Annotated in this window: 11 protein-coding genes; 4 read left to right on the top strand and 7 right to left on the bottom strand. The window is 60.7% G+C overall.

The window, feature by feature from the left end:
• Positions 1–62: 62 nt before the first annotated feature.
• From AC1A0G_RS06710 to AC1A0G_RS06700, 3 genes are read right to left on the bottom strand one after another with little or no spacing between them, the layout of a single operon-like run.
• Positions 63–1,304: a zinc-ribbon domain-containing protein gene (locus AC1A0G_RS06710; RefSeq protein ID WP_476528431.1), complete on the bottom strand. Its 1,242-nt coding sequence runs from the start codon at positions 1,302–1,304 to the stop codon at positions 63–65.
• A 33-nt stretch (positions 1,305–1,337) separates the two neighbouring features.
• Positions 1,338–1,862: a hypothetical protein gene (locus AC1A0G_RS06705; RefSeq protein ID WP_476528430.1), complete on the bottom strand. Its 525-nt coding sequence runs from the start codon at positions 1,860–1,862 to the stop codon at positions 1,338–1,340.
• An 18-nt stretch (positions 1,863–1,880) separates the two neighbouring features.
• Complete coding sequence (locus tag AC1A0G_RS06700; RefSeq protein ID WP_476528429.1) at positions 1,881–2,312, bottom strand: hypothetical protein; 432 nt, start codon at positions 2,310–2,312, stop codon at positions 1,881–1,883.
• 379 nt (positions 2,313–2,691) lie between these two features.
• Here AC1A0G_RS06700 and AC1A0G_RS06695 point away from each other — a divergent pair, with 379 nt between their 5' ends.
• Positions 2,692–3,189: a macro domain-containing protein gene (locus AC1A0G_RS06695; protein WP_476528428.1), complete on the top strand. Its 498-nt coding sequence runs from the start codon at positions 2,692–2,694 to the stop codon at positions 3,187–3,189.
• 359 nt (positions 3,190–3,548) lie between these two features.
• Here the strand turns inward: AC1A0G_RS06695 and AC1A0G_RS06690 are convergent, their stop codons facing one another.
• The 3 genes from AC1A0G_RS06690 to AC1A0G_RS06680 all read right to left on the bottom strand — a co-directional run bounded on the left by AC1A0G_RS06690 (position 3,549) and on the right by AC1A0G_RS06680 (position 7,412).
• Entirely contained in the window at positions 3,549–4,544 is a 996-nt protein-coding gene (locus AC1A0G_RS06690) for a hypothetical protein (RefSeq protein WP_476528427.1), read from the bottom strand.
• Positions 4,545–4,909: 365 nt separating this feature from the next.
• Positions 4,910–5,458, bottom strand: coding sequence for a hypothetical protein (locus AC1A0G_RS06685; RefSeq protein ID WP_476528426.1), 549 nt, complete (start codon positions 5,456–5,458; stop codon positions 4,910–4,912).
• A gap of 58 nt (positions 5,459–5,516) precedes the next feature.
• On the bottom strand, positions 5,517–7,412 hold the full coding sequence (locus tag AC1A0G_RS06680) for a hypothetical protein (protein ID WP_476528425.1): 1,896 nt from the start codon (positions 7,410–7,412) through the stop codon (positions 5,517–5,519).
• A 1,644-nt stretch (positions 7,413–9,056) separates the two neighbouring features.
• Between AC1A0G_RS06680 and AC1A0G_RS06675 the strand changes: the two genes are divergently transcribed.
• Both AC1A0G_RS06675 and AC1A0G_RS06670 read left to right on the top strand, forming a co-directional pair.
• Positions 9,057–10,085 carry a PPK2 family polyphosphate kinase gene (locus tag AC1A0G_RS06675; protein WP_476528424.1) on the top strand — a complete coding sequence of 343 codons (1,029 nt, stop codon included), beginning with the start codon at positions 9,057–9,059 and terminating at the stop codon, positions 10,083–10,085.
• Positions 10,086–10,419: 334 nt separating this feature from the next.
• The gene (locus tag AC1A0G_RS06670) at positions 10,420–13,050 is read left to right on the top strand and encodes a family 78 glycoside hydrolase catalytic domain (RefSeq protein ID WP_476528423.1); all 2,631 of its coding nucleotides are present in this window, start codon (positions 10,420–10,422) and stop codon (positions 13,048–13,050) included.
• Here the strand turns inward: AC1A0G_RS06670 and AC1A0G_RS06665 are convergent.
• Positions 13,040–14,314 (bottom strand): ATP-binding protein, encoded by a 1,275-nt coding sequence (locus AC1A0G_RS06665; protein WP_476528422.1) that lies wholly within the window; start codon positions 14,312–14,314, stop codon positions 13,040–13,042. The two genes, AC1A0G_RS06670 and AC1A0G_RS06665, sit on opposite strands and share 11 nt — an antisense overlap.
• Positions 14,315–14,510: 196 nt before the next feature.
• Here AC1A0G_RS06665 and AC1A0G_RS06660 point away from each other — a divergent pair, with 196 nt between their 5' ends.
• Positions 14,511–17,081, top strand: coding sequence for a DEAD/DEAH box helicase (locus AC1A0G_RS06660; RefSeq protein ID WP_476528421.1), 2,571 nt, complete (start codon positions 14,511–14,513; stop codon positions 17,079–17,081).
• Positions 17,082–17,148 lie beyond the last annotated feature (67 nt).

Raw genomic sequence — 17,148 nt, 5'->3', positions numbered from 1 at the left:
TCCGGCGATTCGTGCCGCTGTGACGAATATGTTGCATGCGCACCGTTTCAGGATGCGAAATATCAGCCGACCCTGGTTCCGCAGTAGCCGCAGAACTTCGCGTCCGGTGAAAGCTGTGCGCTGCATGCCATACAGAACTTCAGACTGGTGTGCGCGATGGATGGCGTGGATGAAGGCTCCACAATGGCGGGGGTCGATGCCGATGGCAGGGGAATGGATGGCGCATCCGGACGCACGGGTGTCGGTGACGACGGCGTGTCCGCCGGTGTGCGTCCGAGCGTCGCGTCGAGACGCACCTTGAGCGCGTCATGTATGCGCTGGCTTGAGACAGGGGCAGTCTGCGGCAGGTTGTGATCGACAGGGTTGTGATCGGCCGGGGCATGATCGGTCACAGCCGGCGATGCGTCATTGCGATGAAGCCATCGGTCGAACGTATCGAGCAGCTCATGGGCCTGTGCTTCCACCTGATCGGCAGTGGCATGCGGGTCGAGATCGCATATCAGGGCGCCGTTGCCGGAGACCAGACGTTTGCGGCACGGCCCGAACCGTTCGATGCCGTCGAACAGGAGCGACAGTTCCTGCTCCGTCATCCGGCCGAGGGAAAACACGAGCTTTGGGCCGGGAGTTTCATGCTCGACGAGGCATGCAACGATCAGGCTGATATTCTTTCCGTCCACGTTGGTATATGACTTCTGATATGCGCAGAAGCCGTCCTGCTGCCATGATGCCAGCGCGTGCAAGAGATCAGCCGATATGATACCGGTGATGTACCCGTCCGACGCGCCATCGGCATCCGGTTCGTGCGTACCTTCGAAACCGGGGACATACCAAGGTGCGACCACGGTTCCCATGCCGATTGCCGCGGCGGCGCCCGTCTGGGTGTGAGAGGAGACGAGCGTCGCCTCCCGCACGACGATGTCCATACGGTCTTTCGTGCCTTGTGGGGGCAGTTGGAACCGATTGATGAATTGGGGCAGAGCGTTGTTGATAAGGCACGCCAGCGCGGAACCTTGGGGGCCGTCGTACAGGAGGCAGTATATTGGCAGACCGTTGAGCTGCTGTACGTTGTCTGTGATGGTGGACGTTATACAGCCGGAGCCGCCGTGCTTCGCCGACCTCAGATTGAATTCCGGGAATAATACGTCGATAGTGGACAGGAGACGATCCGCCGATGCCGTGGAATAGAAAATGAGACCATTGGCCATGGACAGTGCTTCGTAGGCGAACTTGGTCTTCCCCGACGGTCCGCCGAACTGGTCGATCGTCGCGAGGCCATCGCTGTTGAACAGGTTGAGATCCACCATATGTGTTCCATCTTTCTTCTGAGCGGTGCCCGATCAGTCACCGAAGACACGGCGGTCCGCGTCGGCTGCGGCGACCAGCGGGTCCTTGTGATGCTCCAGGACGTTGACGAATTCGTCGCCGCTGATTTCCCACGCCTGATGCGAGCTTATGAATACCATTTCGATGAGTTCGATGGGTGGGATGAATTCCCCGCAGCACAGGCTGCTCACGCTTTGGACCGTGCCTGTGACCGGATCGAGCTGAAGATTGTAATGCATCCGATTGAAGTTCGATGCCGTGAGGAAGATCATCGCATCCGCGAGACGGTCCGTATCGTCGGTCGGTACCTGTTTGGAGACCGAGAGCGATCCCTCGGGAATCTCCGGCAAGGTGGAGATGCAGATCGTGTCGGGAGTGATGTTGATGTTGATTCGTCCTCGTTTGATGGTGGAGGTCGTCGAGAACTCCCATTCCATGGTGATGCTGCCGCGATCGTCAGCCACGTCGTATGTGAAATGCTTCGAGTCGAGATACGCGATGACCGCGTTCAGCAGGTCGGTATTGTCGTTCGTCGTCATGATGTTCTCCCTCCGGACTCAGCTCATCATGATCAGTACGGCGCTGCCCCACGTGATGACGCTGATTGCCCCTATGACGGTCAGCGCGATCGACAGCACCCAGCCGCGCGGGGCGGCGGTCTTGGGATCCAGGCCGGCGGTGCGTGCTGCGCCACGTGCCTGATACACCTGGAATGTCGCCAAAGCCGCCGTTGCACATATGACGACGGAGAGCAGGAAGACGAGGATGATGATCAGACCCATGTTTTCCAAAGTCACGAGCGCTCCCGAAAGCGTGTCGAGCACGCCATATGCGACGGCGCTCCACAGGGCGATGATCGTCCACGTACACCACTGGTCTCCGCGGAACTCGACGGTGTAGGGCAGGAACGACGCCCATGAATACTGTTCGCCGGTCTTCCGGTTGTTCGGTCCGGTTGGGGTGTTCGATCCGTTGTAGTATCCGCTCATCGCGATCTCCTCTGTTCTTCTGCTGGTGTGTTGGTATGTCGGCTCGGCGTATCTTTTTCGTTTCGCCGGTCAACTTGGACATGTCGGGGAACACCGCCGTTCGGATGCGAAAAAATCACATGGTTCGACGATGAACATAAGGAGGGGGCAACTGCCCCGAATGCAATTCCAGTGTAGACGCATTATGTGAACTTATGCGACAGCCATGCCTTCGACGACCGGTTCACCTCATCGTCAGATACAATTCGCGCCACAGTGGGGGTGCAAAACGCCTATGTCGCACCCACCGTGGCGCGCCTATGCCGCGTCATGTCATGACCTTGTCTTGATAACCTTGTTGTGACTGATGTAATAAGCAGACAACTGGAAGGTAAAGCGCATGTCATTGTCCATCCAGCAGGTTGACATCACCACTTTGGATGTGGACGCGATCGTCAATGCGGCCAATACGGAACTACTTCAGGGCGGAGGCGTATGCGGGGCGATATTCCGCGCCGCGGGCGCCAATAGACTGCAGCAATCATGCGACGCGCTGGCGCCGATCCGTACCGGTGAGGCGGTTATCACTCCGGGCTTCGATCTTCCGGCACGATACATCATTCACACGGCCGGCCCCATCTGGCAGGGTGGCGATCATGGCGAGGAACGACTGCTGCATGACTGCTATGCGAACAGTCTGCAACTGGCATGGGATCATGGCTGCGTGAGCATCGCGTTCCCGCTGATCTCCTCCGGCATCTATGGATATCCGAAGGAAGAGGCGATGCGGGTGGCATCGGAGGCCATTCATGCATTTCTGGCGGACCATGACATAAAGGTCATCATCGCGGTCCTCGGCCAACACATCTACCAGATGGGCGAACGATATTTCCACTGAATCGGGCAGTGATTAGCATGTTGTCGAGCTTAATGCGACGGGCCTGACGCTCCCCCAGTCGGCTTTGCCGACAGCTCCCTCGACCGAGGGAGCCGAGAATAAAGAACACGTCATTTAGGTCCGACAGAGTCCTAGCATTTTGCCGGATTTAAATTGACGCATCTTTATTCTTGGCCCCCTCGGCTGAGGGGGCTGTCGGCGAAGCCGACTGGGGGAGCGTCAAACCCATCACATTAAATCCGACAAAATACTAGTTGGTTCCACTGTCTTGTGCATCCGAACGAATTCCTTGCGCCGGGTTCGCCCAGGCGCAAGGAATTCGCGCCGAAATCATTTCCTCGACTGATGTTTCAGAACGGCTACCTCTGTTCGTGCCGCTTCCCATACCATTTAATGATCGTCTCGGCGAGCTGCAGCCCCTGTGCGTCCAGTTGCTCAATGGAGGCGTGGGCGTCGATTCGGGTGCATAAGAGAATGTGTCGGGAATCTCCTACTATCATTGCGGGAAAATAAGGGCCAACTTGGTCGATGCCGTCAAATGCCGCCATGTTGGGTTCGATACTGGATGCGAACATCAGCGGTTCCTTTGCGATCTGCCCATTGGCGAGTACGAGATTACCCCCTCCAATCACCTGTACGCCGTATGGCGTTGGGAACAGCGGCGTGGGGAATTTCTTCTCGAATCCACCGTAGCTGACTCGTGACCAGTGTTCCCGCAACGTGTGGTACAGTACCGGCGGAAGATATGGGTATGGTGTATTGCCCTCAGTGAGGGACTGTTTGTTGTCCGGGTCAATGGTGTGCTCGTATCCGGCGATGAACCACGGGGCCACGACGTCGCCATTGCCCAGAATGTCGACAGCCTCTTTCGTGCAGAGGCCATTGTTGATGGTTGTCGTCTTGAACTCGCCCGTATCGGAATCGTGCATTCCGAAGATTTCGGAGACGATCGGAGTGTCCGGCTGCGACCTGAGCTTGAAGAACACGATTGCGGAACCGTTGGGGGCATCGATCAGTGACCAGAGAATCGACGTATCAGGTGTTGTGATGATGCATGCGCCGCTGGCGAAATACTTGGATTGGGCCAGATCGTAGGATCGTATGTGCTCATTTACCAATCGCAGCAGATTCTCGGCGGATGTGTGTGCATACACCGCCACGACGGCATCGCCTGGGCCGAGTTTTCGCAGCATGCTGTAAATGCTGTAGATTGCTAGCTGAGGATGATCTGGACTCAGCGTCGCGCGGGCGGCGAAGAGATCCGAGTCGCCGTCTGATGGTCCGTGTTTGCCCCAAGCGTTGCTGACTGCGATTCCGATCATTATGCAAACCAGAATGATGATGATGGTTCCCATGTTGTCCCTTCCCTCATTGACGTGTTGTCAACACGGTTGATCCGGATTATTCAGAAGGGAAGGGGCGAATGCCCCGAAAAACTATTTTCATGATAGCAACGGTTTTGTGTATCGTGGGCGTATCGTGGCATTTCCTACAATGCCCGTCGCTGACCGGCGTTACCGCAGCGCGCTGAGCTTGCGCAGCGTGTTTGCGATGAGGTCGACGTCCACGAACGGCCGCGTACGTTCCTTCGACTGTACAACTACGACGATCGGCATCATACCCTCGTATTGCGTCCAAGCCGTATCGAGATGCATCTGACGGCGATCGCCCTGCCGGCGGTCGCCGTCAGACTCGGTTGATAATCGCAGGCCACGTCGCATCACAACGTATTCGGATACTCGTAGGTGACGTAGGGATGCCCTTGTAACGCGGTCTCGATCAGCGCCTCCGCCTTGTCCTTGTCGAAATCGCAGATCTTGGCGATGTAGTATGCGAAATCATTTGCATCGACCTGCTTGTGACCAATGTAGCAGCTGCCGTCCGGGGCGATTACGGCGCTGAACTGCACGTCGATGTTGTACTGCGGGAGGTTCCGGTTGCTTTGGTAGTACACGACAGTGTGGAAGTCGCCCCACTCCTTGACCACCCTTTTGAAGATGAGGCCGGCGACTTCCTGCTGCGTGGGCCACGGAATATCATCGGCCCGGAACACGCCGAGGTCGCCCACGGTCAGACGTTCCCGCTTCAATCCGCGGGCGTCCGCCTCAGCGTTGAACCCACGCACCAACTGCAGGCAGCGGGCGATGCAGTCCTTCTTGGCCTGTTCCGGGTCTTGAGCGGGTCGCGGCGCGGGTTGCGATGTTGGTTGCTGTGCCTTTCGTTCCATTCCCAGCTGCTTACGCAGTTCGTCGATATCGAATGCTCCCATGACAAACTCCTGTTCGTTCCAATCCTGTTTGTTCCCAATCTGACCTGTCTCGGTCGTCTCAATCCAGCGGTGCGTTGCGCAGCATCGACCTGAAGCCCGGATAGTCGCACATCCACAGCATCGCGGGGATGCCGAAGTTGATGTATCCACGGAGTTCCCCTTCGGGTGTCGAGAAGCGATCCAACGCCAGATTCATGAGGTTTCTGGCGGTGACGATTTCGTGCCGGTGGAGCAGAAGGAGGATGCTGGCGTCTTCCAGAAGCAGGATGCCGGCGTTGAGGTCCCCGATGCCATCGAGATGATCCGGTGTCAGCCCGTTCGATTTCATGAAGCCGAACCATTGGTCGACGGCGTCGAAGTCTATGGGATCCTTATCCAATCCGTTTAGGATGATCTGGCTTCCCTGAACAAGCAGAGGGTTGATATCCTGCTGATCGGGAATGTGTCTCAGCATGCCGACCATCTGTGCGAGGGCTTTGCCGAGATCCTTCTGCTCGGTACCGCTTCTGCCCACGATGTCGCCCTTTCGGCCGATGATGGCGTAGTTCCTCAGCAGTTCCATCTTGGTCGCGGCATACCGCTCGTCGCCGGGCATGGACGTCGGGTCCATTGAGGGACTGCGCCATGATTCCCAGCGGAACAGGTCGTCGGCGAACTGCTGGCCGAGTTCGTTCAGGTCGTCGGCGGACGCGTCCGCCGGATACGAGCGGACGATCCCGCCTTTGTCCCGAATCAGCAGGGTGCTGTACGGGCCGAGCATACACATGCCGCTGTAGGCATCGGAGAGGCTGTCCTCGTTGTAGTCCACGCCGGTGACCGTGCATAGCACCGGGTCTTCGGCATAGTCGAGTCCGAACGTGGCCGCCGTGATGATGGGCGACTGGTCGGGATGGTCGGTCACGGTAAAGGGTTTCCGGTACATCTCGACGCCGATGCGCTCCCAGCCGCCATCGTTCAACGCCTTGCGCTGACCGGAAGTCATGTAGCAGTCGATGGAACGCTTGCCGATCAGCGGCGACACGCGTTTCGTGTCTTCGAACCCCGGGTAGTTCCACGGGTTGACGAGATCCGCGGCGGACAGTATGTCGACCACGCCGGAGAACATCTCGCCGTCCTTGAGGATGCAGTGTTGGATCGGCACCCCGGCCTTGTTCGGCCAGTTGCCGGTCGGGGCGAGCAGGCCGTGGTTGTTGGCCGGGTCGTCGAGCGCCGGCGTACTGATCGTGATGAACAGGATGGAACCGAGCGGGCCGTCGACCAGCGCCCACAAGTTGTATTTCGCCGACCCGGCGGAGCCGAATCCCATGGAACCGCTGCCGCTCCAATAGGATTTCGTCAATTCCAGTTCCGGCATGGATTCGTTGGCGGCGCGCAGCAGCTGGCCCGCATCGGCCTTCGAATAGAACACGGACGTCGCGACTCCGTAATCCGGGAAATTCCTGATGAGCGACAGCTTGGGGTCCGGATCATAGGATTTGGCCGTGGAGATCTTGGCGTACCGCATATCCGCTTCGGTCCACCCCATTGCGCCGATGATGTCATTGATGCTGTCCGACATGTTCGCCTCGCCTTCCTTGCGTGGTTGTGGTTGCGTGGCCGCATGTGAACTGTGCGGCCACGTGCGTAATCGGATATGAAAAAAGAAGGGGGCAGGCGTCATGCCTGGAAACAAGTCCAGTATAAGGCTTCGTGGATTTCCGCGTGGACGGGGTTTCCAGCCGATCGTCGAACAATAATCGGATGAAAGCCCCTTGTCGTGATTCGTTGATGCGGATCGTGTTGCGCCGAGGGGATTATCGCGTCGGAGGCCGTGTCTCACCGCAGCGCGCTGAGCTTGCGTAGCGTGTCGGCGACGTTGATGAGGGCGTCCTTCATCATCAGGTTCGTCAGCAGCATGCGCGAGACGTGCTCGTTCGGCAGGAATAATCGGGGCGGCGTGTCCGGATGGTTCCATGCGGTACCGGTGGGGAACACGCGTCCGGCGTTGCCGAACACCCAGGCGGAGCGGGGCATGCGTCGTTTGAATTCGTCCACCGGCTCCTCGCCGCGCAGCACGACGACAAGCGCGAGATCGCGCAGCGTGTTCGAGATGAGGTCGACGTCCACGAACGGCCGTGTACGTTCCTTCGACTGTGCGACCACGACGATCGGCATCATCCGCTTGGGGGATCGCAGCAGATCGGTAAGCTCGCGCACCTGATCGGTGGATTGGATGATATGCGCCGGATTGAGGTTCTCCTTTTCGGGGATATCGTTGCCGCGTCGGCCTCGTTCGTCGAGGCGTGCGGCGGCGCGGCTGATCGTGTCCGCCTCGGGCATGCGATGCAACAGTCCTGTGTCGACGAGATATGCGGTGATGTCCTCGATGGCGTGTTCACGTTGCGCATGGGTGTCCGCATAATATAGTGGAGCGTCCGAAGCGTCATTCGCGCCGGTTTTTAACGAGAAACCGGCATGCGCGGGGTACAGGCGTATCGCGCCATTGTAGACGCAATACGACGCGGTGACGTTTCCTGGGTTCTTCCCGGTGTCATAAGCGTGCGTGCCGTCGTCAATCCGTTCGTTGAACGCGTCGTCGGCGGCGTCCGGTCCGCATACGGCGATGTCGAGTACTCCGCCGGTGAGCGCGGCGACGATATCCGGGTCGATGCCCGGCTTGCCGGTGTCATTGCGGCAGGTGATGACCAGTAATGGTTTCGTGCGTTTGTCAGACAATACGTAGTCCGCAAGCCTTCGTGCATCCTCGCCGTCGGTTACCCGTTGTGGGTGGGGTGAGGGGAGAGCCAACATCGTTCGATCCTTCCTCAGCGCACGAAACCGTCGTGCGCCGTTCGTTGATATCCGTCGGCGGGGATATGTCTCGGAACGGGCGCATCCGGATGCGAAAAACTGAAAATGCGTCTGCGATTAAAGATGAAGAAGGAGGGGGCGATTGCCCTGAACACGCGGTATCTTACCATAGCTGCGGCATTTCTCTGAGAATCGTCTGGGAGCCGGGTTCCCGGGTCGAGTCGTGAACACTGGCGTGGGGCAGAGATCAGCCGGTGAAGGTCGGATCCTCGAATAGACATGCATGTACGGCATCTGTCCGGCAGTGCCCTAACGGGGTGGTTTCTGAGGATTGTCGTGGAGCTGCCCCGCTGGAAGGTTGTTGAGCGGGGCGTGACCGTTATTGTTTCGGCATTTCGCCCCGCAGAGAGGTTCTGTAGCGGGGCAATTTTCGGAGTTTTCAGGGGATTGCCCTGCTGACCGGTTTTGGCGGGGCGACTCCATGAAGGTATCTTGGACCGGCCCCGCCCGGTATTCTCCTGGCGGGGCACTCGTGGGGCTTTTCATGGATTCGCCCTGCGGAAGGGCTCTCTGGCGAGGCGAATCCTAGGGGTTTCAAGGAACTGCCCCGCAGAGGAAGCTCCTAGCGGGGCGACGTCATGAAGATTCCTCGGAGTTGCCCCTCTCAGAGGAGTCTTAGCGTGGCGGTTCCCAAGGTTTTCACGGAGTTGCCCCGCCAAGAGGCACCTCAGCGGGGCGCCTTCCTGATGGGATCGGGGAAGCGCCCCACACCGCTGCCTCCTGCGCAATCAGTCGTACAATCGTGTGCATGGGCAAAGACGACAAACGAACCGACGGCGGTTCCAATTCGGGCATCGGCGGCAAATCGACCAGCAAACATATCGGCAAGACGCTCAAACGCGCCGAAAGCGGCATCGAGGCCATCGAATCGAGCGCCGGCGTGGCGGAGCGGCTCGCCCGCGCGGCCAAATCAAGCGAACTGCTCAGCGCGGTCTGGTCGCTGCCGCCCGCCCAGCGCCTCATGTTCCACGCCGGCATGCAGGTCACGCAGGTCCGCGGCGATTCCACGCCCGGCTTCGACGGCGACAAGGCCGACGCCGAGCGGTTCATCGCGCTCAGCTCCACCGAAATCGCCCGATACCAGAACCTGCTCTACGCCAACGGCGCGCATGGTTCGCGTCGTCGCCTGCTCATCGTGCTGCAGGGCATGGATGCCTCCGGCAAGGGCGGCATCGTCAAACACGTGTTCCGCCAAGGCAACCCGATGGGCATCCACTACCACGGCTTTGGCGCGCCGAGCGCCGAGGAGCAGTCGCACGACTTCCTGTGGCGCGTCGAACGCGAACTGCCCGACCCCGGCTGGATCGCCGTCTTCGACCGTTCGCACTACGAGGACATCGTCATGCCGCACATCTACGGCACCCTGCCCGAGGAGACATGGCGCGTGCGATACGACATCATCAACGACTTCGAGCGTGACCTCGCCGCCAGCGGCTGCACAATCATCAAGATCTTCCTCGTCGTCAGCCGCGAGGAGCAGAAACGTCACTTCCTCGGCCGTCTCGACGACCCGACCAAGCGCTGGAAGTTCGACATGTCCGACCTCGACGCGCGTGACCGCTGGGACGAGTACATGGCCGCTTGGCAGGAGGTATTCGAGCATACGAGCACGCCCGCCGCGCCGTGGTATCTCGTCCCCGCCGACAACCGTTGGTATTCGCGGGCCGTCGTCTCCGAACTGCTGCGCACGAGCCTGAAGAACATGAACATGACCTGGCCCGCGCTGAAGCCCGGCATCGATCCGGACGAGGCCCGGCGCCGGCTTGCGACGGATTGAAAGTGGAATTGCGAGTCTCCCCGACGGCTGACATGTCATTTGGGGAAGCGCTGTCTATGTCATTTCGATCGGAGTGGCCCTACTCATGTCATTTCGACCGAGCGCAGCGAGCGGAGAAATCTTTCGAAACTTGTTGGCCTAAAAGATTTCTCCGCTCGCGTCGCTCGGTCGAAATGACAAAAACGGTTTATGTTTGGCTGAAATGACATATTGAAATATGTAACGATACATATTGCCATTGTTAGAATTATTGTGATTATATAACTTGCTTATTCGTATCAGTATGATTACTGTATGTACCGATACAGTGATGTCGACTACGGAGCGTGACGCAATGACGACGATGACGGAACCGGTGCGCTGGCAGGCGCAGATGATCGGAGGGGCGGACGACATCGTGGCGGTTGATCCGGCCGAGGCAGGAGGTGAGATGCGCAGACCACCGGTGATCCGTTGTGATTTCAGCGTGGCCGGCAGACCGGTCGCCGCGCGGCTGTGCGTGACCGCATGGGGTCTGTTTGAGGCGGAGCTCAATGGCCGACGGGTCGGCGAGGACGTGCTCGCGCCCGGCTGGACCGTGTACGGCGAACGTTTGCCGTACTGGACCTACGACGTGACCGATCTGGTGCATGACGGCGCGAACGTGCTGGGATTCTGGCTCGGCGACGGATGGTATCGCGGCCAGATCGGATTCAATGGCGGGCGGCGAGACTGCTATGGCAGCCGGCTTGGCGTGTTCGCGCAACTGGAGCTGACGGACGCGGATGGTTCGGTCACGGTCGTCGCATCGAACGCCGACGATGGACGCTGGAAGGCGGGGTATGGGCCGATTCTCGCCAGCGGACTGTATGAGGGTGAGACGTTCGACGCCAGGGAAGGACGTGACCCGTTGACCGGGGAGTTGGAAGAAGCAGGGGTAAAGATTGCTCCGCTCGCTGCGCTCGGTCGAAATGACGTGGAAAAAGGGCTGTCCGGTCGAAATGACGTGGAAAAAGGTCTGTCCTGTCGAAATGACGGAGGGATGGCTTCTCTCGATCGAGATAGCGAGAATCTGGCTACTCTCGACCGTTACTGGCAGCCGGTCGAACGGCTCGACTTCGATCAATCGGTCCTGTACCCGGCAAACGAGGCGACCGCCGTACGCTGCATCGGCGAACATCATCCGGTGTCCATCAACCAGCTGCCGGACGGTCGCTGGCTCGTCGACTTCGGCCAGAACTGCACGCAGCGCGTCGTACTGACCGTCCCCGCAACCGAACCCGGCCATGAGATCGACATCCGGCACGTCGAAGTCATCAACCCCGACGGCACGCCGGCCACGCGCCCGCTGCGCCGCGCCATCCAGCACGACCATTACATCAGCGACGGCAATCCGGCCGTCTGGGAGCCGCGTTTCACCATGCACGGCTTCAGATACGCGGTCATCGGCGGCTGGCCGGCCGATCGCGAACTGACTGCCGCCGATCTGCATACGCGCGTATACAGTTCCGCGCGGCACCGTCTCGGCTGGTTCTCCTGCTCCGACGACCGCGTCAACCGACTCGCCGAAAACGCACGCTGGTCGATGTTGTCGAACTTCGTCTCCATTCCCACCGACTGCCCGCAGCGCGACGAACGCTTCGGCTGGACCGGTGACATCGCCGTGTTCGCGCCCACCGCCGCCTATCTGTACGACGTGAACGGCTTCCTCGACAGTTGGCTTGACGACGTCGCGATCGAAACCGGCCGCTGGGGCACCGTGCCGTATTACGTGCCGTATCCGTTCCCGGGCTGGGGCAAGCCGGACGCGGTCGCGCTGTGGGGCGACGCGGTGACGATGGTGCCGTGGGCGATGTACATGGCGACCGGCGACGTTGCGGTGCTGCGACGGCATATCGGATTGTCCCGGCGCTGGGTGAACGAGGTCGCGGGACTGCTCGCGAGCGACGGCGTATGGGATCGCAAGCCCGACGTGTGGTGCGGCCAGCTCGGCGACTGGCTCGACCCGACCGCGCCGCCGGATGATGCGGCCCGCGCCATGACCGACAAGTCGCTCGTCGCCACCGCGTTCGCCGCGCATTCGGCCGATCTGGTCGCGCGCATGCTGCGTGAGATCGCGGCGCATGTGGCTGCGGATGCGACTGTTGCCGAAACGCCTGATGACGACGTGCCGGCCGGTCAGGATCGCGGCGATGCCGCGGCAATGCTGCGCGACGCCGAACGCTATGAATCGCTTGCCGCGCATATCCGCGCCGGGTTCCGCGCGCGGTTCGTGCGATCGGACGGCACGATGACTTCGGACACGCAGTGCGCGTACGCGCTGCTCATCGCGCTCGACCTGCTGGCCGGCGTGGACGGAACCGCCGAATACGACCGGTTGCGTGCGGCCGCGGGGGAGCGGCTTGCGCAACTCGTGCGCGAACGCGGCTTCGTGGTCGGCACCGGATTCGCCGGCACGCCGTTCGTGCTGCCCGCGCTGTGCGCGACCGGCCACGCGGACGAGGCGTTCTCGCTGTTCTTGTCCGACCGCTGCCCGTCGTGGCTGTACCAGGTGCGCATGGGTGCGACGACCACATGGGAGCGCTGGGATTCGATGCTGGAAAACGGCGAGGTGAACCCGGGCGACATGACCTCGTTCAACCATTACGCGTTCGGTTCGGTGCTCGACTGGATGCACGCGGCGATCGGCGGACTGGAACTGGTCGGCGCCGGCTGGAGCCGCGTGCGCGTGCGGCCGCAGATCGCCGCGGCGTTGGCGCACGGCATCCGTTCCGGCTCCGCCGCGCACGTCACGCCGTACGGCACGATATCGGTCGCATGGCATGCGGACGGCAACGATGGCCGCACCGTCCGGCTGTCGGTCGGCATCCCGCAAGGTGTCACGGCCGAACTCGGGGATTGTGGCGATGTGCTGACTGCGGGCGAACATCGGTTCCGATTCCCGGTGAGTGACGCGGAACATGCCGAAAGCTGGATCAGCGATTAAGGAACCAGTCCCGCGCGGTGACGACGGTGATGCCATTGCCGTCTATGCCCGCGGAATACGGGTCGAGCGTGATGATCACACGGGGGAATGCGTCGGTCAGCGACAGCAGTGGCGCAAACTCCCGTGTGCGGGTCGTATCGTCCAGCAGACTGGCTGTGACTTGGATGTACTGCTTTTCCGTGCCCTGCAACCCCGTTCGACTGGCGATGAAGTCGATTTCGGCTTTATCGCTGGTGCCGACGCTTACGGTGTAGCCGCGGCGAACCAACTCCATGTAAACGGCGCACTCCAGCCTCGCCCCGACGTCCCGCGGTGAGAATCCGTTGACCAGACTGCGGAATCCGTTGTCCACCGGATAATACTTGCTCAAGGGGCGTAGCACGGTTTTGCCCTGCATGCCCTCCTGCTCCGCCTGATAGATAAGCATCGCGCTGCACAGTGCCTTGACCTGAGCCGATATGGTGACGGAACTGATACGGTGCCCGGCGCTGGTCAGCGTATTGGCTACGTTGCGTGCTGAGAACAGGGAACCGGATGTGGAGAACAGGAACCGGCTGAGTTTCTCCAATCCGTCCAGATCGCGAATGTCGTATCGCTGCGCAACATCCTTGAATAAAATCGACCGGTAGATGTCGCGCAGTTCGGCGCCGACGGTTGTCTCATTGCGTTCCCGGAGCGCGAACTGGCCGGGCATGCCGCCGTATATCAGATATTCGGCGAGCAGATCGTCTCCGGACCGGGATTCCGACTGTCTGTCGAATACGTTGGAAAACGCCGTGTATTCGGCGAATGACAGCGGATACGCCGGGATCTCGACGTATCGGCCGGTCAGATAAGTGGCGAGATCGCTGGACAGCAGATTGGCGTTCGAACCGGTGACGTATACGTCGGTGCGCTCGCGGGTATGCAGCCGGCGCACCACTTTTTCCCAGCCGGGCACGTCCTGAATCTCGTCAAGCATGACATAGAACGGGAACGACGCGTCGGCTTCCTCGGCGGCGCGCATGAGTTCGTCGTGCAGGTCGGCGGCGCTGTAGTCGAGCGGGACGTCGAACGCGTCAAATCGTTTGTGGAAAATGTTGTTGCGGGGGATGCCGTCCGTGTGCAATGCGTCGGAAAGCATGGCGAGTGCCGTTGACTTGCCGCATCGCCTGACTCCGATGATGACTTTGATATCGGGGGTGTCGTGGTGGGCGAGGAGCCGGTTCAGCAGATCGGGGCGTGGAATGTAGGCCGGTGCTGTTGCGTGATTGTTGGTGTTCATGATCTGTGCCGCCGATCTTGGAATTGCAAAGTATACTTATAGACTATAGCATGATTGATATATATTGATTAATATACTTTACAACTTAGTTATTTATTCATAGTTTGTGAATCGTACTTTACATTCTTGAAATGGGTGTACGTGGATGTGCGCGCGAGGCGAGTGCGTGCGGGCACCGAGTAGACTGGGGAGCATTATGGCAGATACTGAGACTTATGGTTCCCTGGGGGCGTTGGCGCCAAGCTGGGACGACGGCGAGCGCAACATCGACACTGATGAGATCTACGAGCGGTTCTTCGGCTGGGTGCATGACGTCAAGCACATCGAGCCGTGGCCGCATCAGGAGGAGGCCATCATGGACCTCCTCGCCGGCGATCACGTGATCCTGAACACGCCCACCGGTTCGGGCAAGTCGCTTGTCGCGCTCGGCATGCACTTCGCCGCGCTGTGCACCGGGCGACGCTCGTATTACACCGCGCCGATCAAGGCGCTCGTGTCGGAGAAGTTCTTCGATCTGGTCGACGTGTTCGGCCGTGACAACGTGGGCATGATCACCGGCGACACGCATATCAACGCGGATGCGCCGATCATCTGCTGCACGGCCGAGATCCTCGCGAACCAGGCGTTGCGCGAGGGACGGCATGCGGACGTCGGCTGCGTGGCGATGGACGAGTTCCATTATTACGGTGATCCGGAGCGCGGCTGGGCGTGGCAGGTGCCGCTGCTGACCTTGCCGAAAACGCAGTTCCTGCTGATGAGCGCGACGCTCGGCAATGTGGACGCGATCGCCGACAAGCTCGAGGACATGACCGATACGGACGTGGACATCATCGCCGACGCGCCGCGACCGGTCCCGCTCACCTACGAGTACACGCTCGACCCGCTCGAGAAGACCGTCGAACTTGCGTTCCGCGAAGGCTCCACGCCGATCTACGTCGTGCACTTCTCGCAGGACGCGGCGTTGGAGACCGCGCAGGCGCTCGCCTCGACCGGCGTGTCGAGCAAGGAGCAGCGTGCGGCCATCGCCGAGGCGATCAAGGGCGTCAAGTTCACCACCGCGTTCGGCAAGATCCTGCAGCGACTGCTGCGCACCGGCGTCGGCATCCATCACGCCGGCATGCTGCCGCGCTACCGTCGTCTGGTCGAACAGCTCGCCCAGCAGGGCCTCTTGCCGGTCATCTGCGGCACTGACACGCTCGGCGTCGGCATCAACGTGCCGATTCATTCGGTCGTCCTCACGGCGCTCACCAAATTCAACGGCACGCACATGCGCAAGCTGCGCGCCCGCGAATTCCACCAGATCGCCGGCCGCGCGGGCCGTATGGGATTCGACACGGAAGGACTCGTGATCGCCGAGGCGCCCGAGTTCGAGATCGAGAACGCGAAGGCCGTGGCCAAGGCCGGCAACGATCCGAAGAAACTCAAGAAAGTCAAGCGCAAAAAGGCTCCCGAAGGGTTCGTCACGTGGAACCAGGCCACGTTCGACAAGCTCATCGACGCGGCCCCCGAAACGCTCGTGCCGCACATGAAGATCACGCATTCGATGGTGTTGAACGAGGTCGCGCAAGGCGGCGACGCGCGCTACCGCGTCGACCGGCTCATCGACGACTCCGCGCAAAGCCCCGATCAGAAGGAGAAGCTGCACCAGCGGGCCGACGAGATCTTCCAGACCCTGTTCGACACGAAGGTCATCGAAACCGAGGATCGCGACGACGGCGGCAAGAACTATTATCTCGACGTGGACGTGCCCGACGATTTCGCGCTCGACCAGCCGCTGTCGCCGTTCCTGCTCGCGGCGCTCGAATTGCTCGACCCCGAATCCGACACGTACGCGCTCGACGTGATCTCGATGGTCGAGGCCACGCTCGAGGACCCCAAGCAGGTCCTGAAGGCGCAGGAGCGGCAGGCGCGCGACAAGGCGCTCGTCGAGATGAAGGAGGACGGGCTCGAATACGACGAGCGCATGGACAAGCTGCAGGAGATCACGTATCCCAAGCCCTTGGAGGACATGCTGCAGACCGCGTTCGACCAATACCGCGCCGACGTGCCGTGGGCGAACGACTACTGGCTGTCGCCCAAATCGGTCGTGCGCGACATGGTCGAAACTGCGTCCGACTTCACGGGATACATCGCCCGCTACAACATCGCCCGCTCCGAAGGCACGCTGCTGCGTTACCTCTCGGATGCGTACCGTGCGCTGGCTCGTACCGTGCCGGCTGAGAAGCGTGACGAGCAGCTGGACGACATCATCTCGTGGCTGCGCGTGGTCGTCCGCTCGATCGACTCCAGTCTCGTGGACGAATGGGAGCATGCGGGCGACGAGTCGGATGCGGCAGCCGAGGCCGCGGCGAATCTGGCCGCGCCGGGCGGCAGCGCTCGCGGGGCCGTGGTCGAGGACCGCCGCGGCCTGATCGTGCTCATCCGCAACGCGATGTTCCGTCGCGTGCAGCTTATGGACTTGGACAAGCCCGAAGAACTCGGCGCGCTCGACAAGGACTGGGGTTACGGCGTGCACGAATGGGAGGACGTGCTCGACGACTACTATGACGAGCATGAGTACGTTGGCATCGACGCGGCCGCCCGTTCCGGCAAGCTGTTCATCCTCGACGATTCGCTCGAAGTCAAGGAACACGCGTGGAAGGTGCGCCAGATCATCGACGACTCCGACGGCGACCATGACTGGGCCATCACCGGCACCGTCGACCTCGACACCACACAGGAGACCGGCGAGGTCGTCTTCTTCGACTACCACGTCGGCGCGGCCTGATGTGATGGCTGTGGTGGTCTGACGGCGGTGGTCCGAAAGGTGCCTCGGCCAGTCGCCATCGGTTGCC

The organism is Bifidobacterium sp. LH_230 (assembly GCF_056357555.1).
Note: the sequence above shows the minus strand (reverse complement) of the source record. Positions and strands in the feature narration are given on the sequence as shown.